Source organism: Mycobacterium sp. ZZG, from assembly GCF_054786995.1.
Genome location: NZ_JBTBFV010000128.1, coordinates 1 through 3,404 on the forward strand (window position 1 = coordinate 1; position 3,404 = coordinate 3,404).

Annotated in this window: 8 protein-coding genes; all 8 read right to left on the reverse strand. The window is 66.0% G+C overall.

The window, feature by feature from the left end; translation table 11 throughout:
• The coding region (locus tag ACXMYJ_RS28820; protein ID WP_460359513.1) for a hypothetical protein at positions 1-370 on the reverse strand (370 nt) is incomplete at its 3' end.
• Positions 371-377: 7 nt separating this feature from the next.
• Complete coding sequence (locus ACXMYJ_RS28825) at positions 378-557, reverse strand: hypothetical protein (RefSeq protein WP_460359514.1); 180 nt, start codon at positions 555-557, stop codon at positions 378-380.
• Positions 554-916 (reverse strand): capsid cement protein, encoded by a 363-nt coding sequence (locus ACXMYJ_RS28830; protein WP_460359515.1) that lies wholly within the window; start codon positions 914-916, stop codon positions 554-556. The genes ACXMYJ_RS28825 and ACXMYJ_RS28830 overlap by 4 nt, the downstream gene beginning before the upstream one ends.
• 19 nt (positions 917-935) lie before the next feature.
• Entirely contained in the window at positions 936-1,832 is an 897-nt protein-coding gene (locus ACXMYJ_RS28835) for a major capsid protein (RefSeq protein ID WP_460359516.1), read from the reverse strand.
• Positions 1,817-2,245, reverse strand: coding sequence for a helix-turn-helix domain-containing protein (locus ACXMYJ_RS28840; RefSeq protein ID WP_460359517.1), 429 nt, complete (start codon positions 2,243-2,245; stop codon positions 1,817-1,819). Before ACXMYJ_RS28840 ends, ACXMYJ_RS28835 begins: the two co-directional genes overlap by 16 nt.
• Positions 2,238-2,444, reverse strand: coding sequence for a hypothetical protein (locus ACXMYJ_RS28845; protein ID WP_460359518.1), 207 nt, complete (start codon positions 2,442-2,444; stop codon positions 2,238-2,240). The genes ACXMYJ_RS28840 and ACXMYJ_RS28845 overlap by 8 nt, the downstream gene beginning before the upstream one ends.
• Positions 2,441-2,632 (reverse strand): hypothetical protein, encoded by a 192-nt coding sequence (locus ACXMYJ_RS28850; protein WP_460359519.1) that lies wholly within the window; start codon positions 2,630-2,632, stop codon positions 2,441-2,443. The genes ACXMYJ_RS28845 and ACXMYJ_RS28850 overlap by 4 nt, the downstream gene beginning before the upstream one ends.
• Before the next feature lie 325 nt (positions 2,633-2,957).
• The coding region (locus tag ACXMYJ_RS28855; protein ID WP_460359520.1) for a hypothetical protein at positions 2,958-3,404 on the reverse strand (447 nt) is incomplete at its 5' end.

A 3,404-nucleotide genomic window follows, 5' to 3' on the forward strand; every position in this document is an offset into this window, starting at 1 on the left:
CGGCGTTGTTGAGCTCCTGCGAGAGCTGGCGGACCGCCGAGGCTTCCCGGCGGTGTGCCGCCGACAGCCGCTCAGCCTGCTGGATCAACTTGACGCGGTCAGTCTCACCGCTGCGGATCAGCGCGTCGTAGCGTTCCTGCTCCAGTCGCACCCGGCCGGTGCTATCGGCCACACGGTTGTAGTGCCGCTCAATCTGGACCGACATGCGCTCGACGCTGCGCACCGTGCGCTCGTGGCCGCCGGTGAGGTTACGCTCGACAGCCTGACCGGTGACCCGGCTCTCACGGTCCCAGTGCGAGTGCGCCTGACGCGCGGCATTCTGCACCGAGCGCTCATTGAGCCGCGTGACGACATCGAGTTCGATTGTCACAGCGGGGTCAGCGCTTCCGGCTCGACGCCTCTTCGACCATCTCGATGCGACCGGCCTCGACCAGCGGCGCCGCGGTCTTGTCGTCGAGCTCGACCACGGTGCCCGGCCGCGAATAGTGTTTCACGGCAGCGTTCTCGCCCTGACCGACGGTGACGGCGATGGGCCTCAGCACCCTGTATGTGGTCATCGCAGCAGCACTTTCACCTTGCCGCCGGCAGCCGCGGACTTGGCAACGCCGACAACCTGCGAATACGTGGTACCTGCGCCGATCGCTGCCACGGCGCCGGCCGCCGCGGGGATGACGACGTCGCCGGCGTTGATCGTTCCGCTGGCGGCCAGCTCATGTACGCCGACGGTGTAGTACGACACTCGCTCGCCGGTGGCCGCGTCATGGGCAGCGACGCCGAGCCACGCGGCCGTTGCGGCGGTCGTCGGCGCGACCGTGTCGTTGCCAGAGACGTAGAGCAGCTGGCCGCCGGTGACTGCCGCGCTGGCAGGATCACTGATCTCGATCGCTGGAAAGAAAAACGGGATGTACTTGGCCACAATGGATTCCTTTCAGACCTCAGCCTGCGAGCCCGGTGATCTTGCGAATCGCCCCCGGGCGGGGCACTGCGTAGGCCGGCGAGGCGTACGTCTGCACGATCGTGCGCCGACGCTCCCGATCGGGGATCGTTTCGGTTCTCAGGCCGCCGTGCTCGAAGCCCATCACGCCGGCCTGGCCCGCTGAGACGACGTAGCCGACCCCGACAGACACCTGCGTGCTCGTCCGCACCTTGGTGATCCCCGCGGCGGCCAGGACGGCCGTCAGGTCGGCGCCGTAGCCAACCTGAAGAGCCATGTGCTGGCCGGGGTGGAGCACCAGGGTGTTGGGAGGTGGGACGCCCAGATCGTCCATCCGGATCAGCAGTGCGGCGCTGGCGATATCGGCCAGTGGCCGCTCAGAGTTCGGAGTGATGCTGTCGGCCGGCCCTACGGTGACAAGATCGTCCCAGTTGTGGCCAGGCACGCCCGCGATCGAGTACTTGGTCAGCGCCGCCTCGACAGTTGCGATCGCGAGTCGGTCGATCTGGCGGACGAGAGTGTTGGCCAGCGTGACGATTCGGGTCCCGATCACCGCGGCGTCGTAGCGGTCGGCCTCCTCGTCCAGAATCTCGATCTTCGCGCCGTGGTCTTTGGGGGTCGCCATCTCGCGCTCGACGTCTTGGTGCGTAAAGACATATTCGGCACCCGGCGACCGCGGCTCGACGTCTCGCTTCGCGAAGTTGGCGCCGCGAAGCAGCACGTCGTACAAGATCGCGCCGCCCGAGACCTTGGAGCCAAGGGGGCGGAAAAACGCGTCAGCGACGAGCTGGTCCGCAGCCAGCGTCGCCACCATCGCGTTGATCTGCGTCGGGTTCTTCAGCAGCGCCGACGTGGTGATCGTGTTGCCGGAAATGCTCGGCACTAGGGGGTTTGGCATTCACGCCTCCTGCGTGTACGGCCGCGGTTCTCGCGGAACTCGGCGAGCGCCTCGGTGTTGATGAACCACCGGCCGCCCGCCTTGGTGGCTCCCGCTCCGAAGCGACCTCGCCGGCAATGCCAGGTCACTCCGTCGCGAGTGATTCCCAAATGCTCTGCGGCAGTGAGTGAATCAACAACGCTCGTGTCGAAGTGTGCAACAGCCGCCCCAGAAACCCGCCCTGCGCTCGTGTCTGCCGAAGCCGCTACACGAGAAGTGCAGGTGAGCAACTCGCGTCTGATATGAGCCATTTGCGGACTAAGCCGCTGCCCGATCGGCGCAGCGAGGCGATCGAGCATGTCAAGCGCCGACACGAGTTCTCGAGCTGCTGAGTCCGAGATGACCACGCCGGCCAGGCGCTCGACGTCACCCATCGTCGTCTCCAACTCCCGGTCCGCCGACCTGCGGCCGCATCGACTCGTCGTTCGCCGCGGCAATCAACAGCTGGCCCAACTCGCGAGCCTCGGCCGGCGTTGCCGCGTAGCGCTGCCATCCGATGCGGAGGAACACCCGAGGGGAGTCCGGTTGGCGCCAGACGGAGTACTGCACGTCCTTGATGCCGCTGACCCTCATTGGCCGGCTCCGGTCACTCGACAGAACGCGCACACGCTGTCACCGGGATTCGGTAGATCTCGGACGCACTCGGTGCACAACGGCCGAACCTCGGGCTCGTCGTCGCCCAGGTGGCCGGGGTCGCCCCCCATGGTGGCCTCGCAAAACGCCATGAACATGTCGTCGTCGCCTTCCTGTGGCTCGATCACGCGACCAGGCCAGAATCTTGAGGGGCGGCCGTCGCTCGTGACCCCCGGCCCCGGTCACGCGTGTGTGTGTACGGCGCGCCATTCGCGTCGCTGGCAAATTCGAGGCTCGAAGAAAAAAAGCCTGACCGGGGGCACGGGTCAGGAAACGAGGCCCCCAGCAAACATTTCGACGGGGTGGGGGTCGAGCGCGCTCTGATGACGTCGTCGGTGCGGACGTCTCCGCGCCGTCTCACCGTCTCAGTCTCACTCCCCGGGTCTAAAGACCCGGGGGTGAGATGAGACGAGACGGTAGGTGAGACAGGACTGAGACGGGTGAGACTTGGTGTCATTGGTCAGCTAACTTGTAGAAGGGTCGCTTATCTGTGCCCGTGTTGATCAGTGCGCCGCGTTGCACCAGGTCATCGATAGCGCGGTAGAACGTGGCCCTCGACAGCTCGCAGGTGTCACGCAACTGCGTGCCCGATGCGCCCGTGTGGGCGAAGTGAGACGTGAAGTGAGACAACAGCGCATCTGAGCGGTGTTCTGTGCGCAGAGGGTGAGACAAAGCAAGTACACAGCTCGCCGTGCCCTCGATCGGGTCGAGTCGCAGGCGGTGAACATCGAGAACAGGACCGTCTTTGCGCTTCTCCCGATTGACGACGATCGCCCCACCATCCTCGGCGTCACGCGTGGTGAGGTAGACCGTGTCGGCGCCGGCCTCGAACGCCGACGAACCCCGCAGGGTCCGGCCATCCTTGCCGGTGTGATGCACACCCAAGACGACGCCTCGACC

Excerpts from the sequence above, each read along its gene's own strand:
- ACXMYJ_RS28825 (WP_460359514.1), bottom strand. The coding sequence starts at position 557 with ATGACCACATACAGGGTGCTGAGGCCCATCGCCGTCACCGTCGGTCAG.
- ACXMYJ_RS28835 (WP_460359516.1), bottom strand. The coding sequence starts at position 1,832 with ATGCCAAACCCCCTAGTGCCGAGCATTTCCGGCAACACGATCACCACG.
- ACXMYJ_RS28840 (WP_460359517.1), bottom strand. The coding sequence starts at position 2,245 with ATGGGTGACGTCGAGCGCCTGGCCGGCGTGGTCATCTCGGACTCAGCA.
- ACXMYJ_RS28845 (WP_460359518.1), bottom strand. The coding sequence starts at position 2,444 with ATGAGGGTCAGCGGCATCAAGGACGTGCAGTACTCCGTCTGGCGCCAA.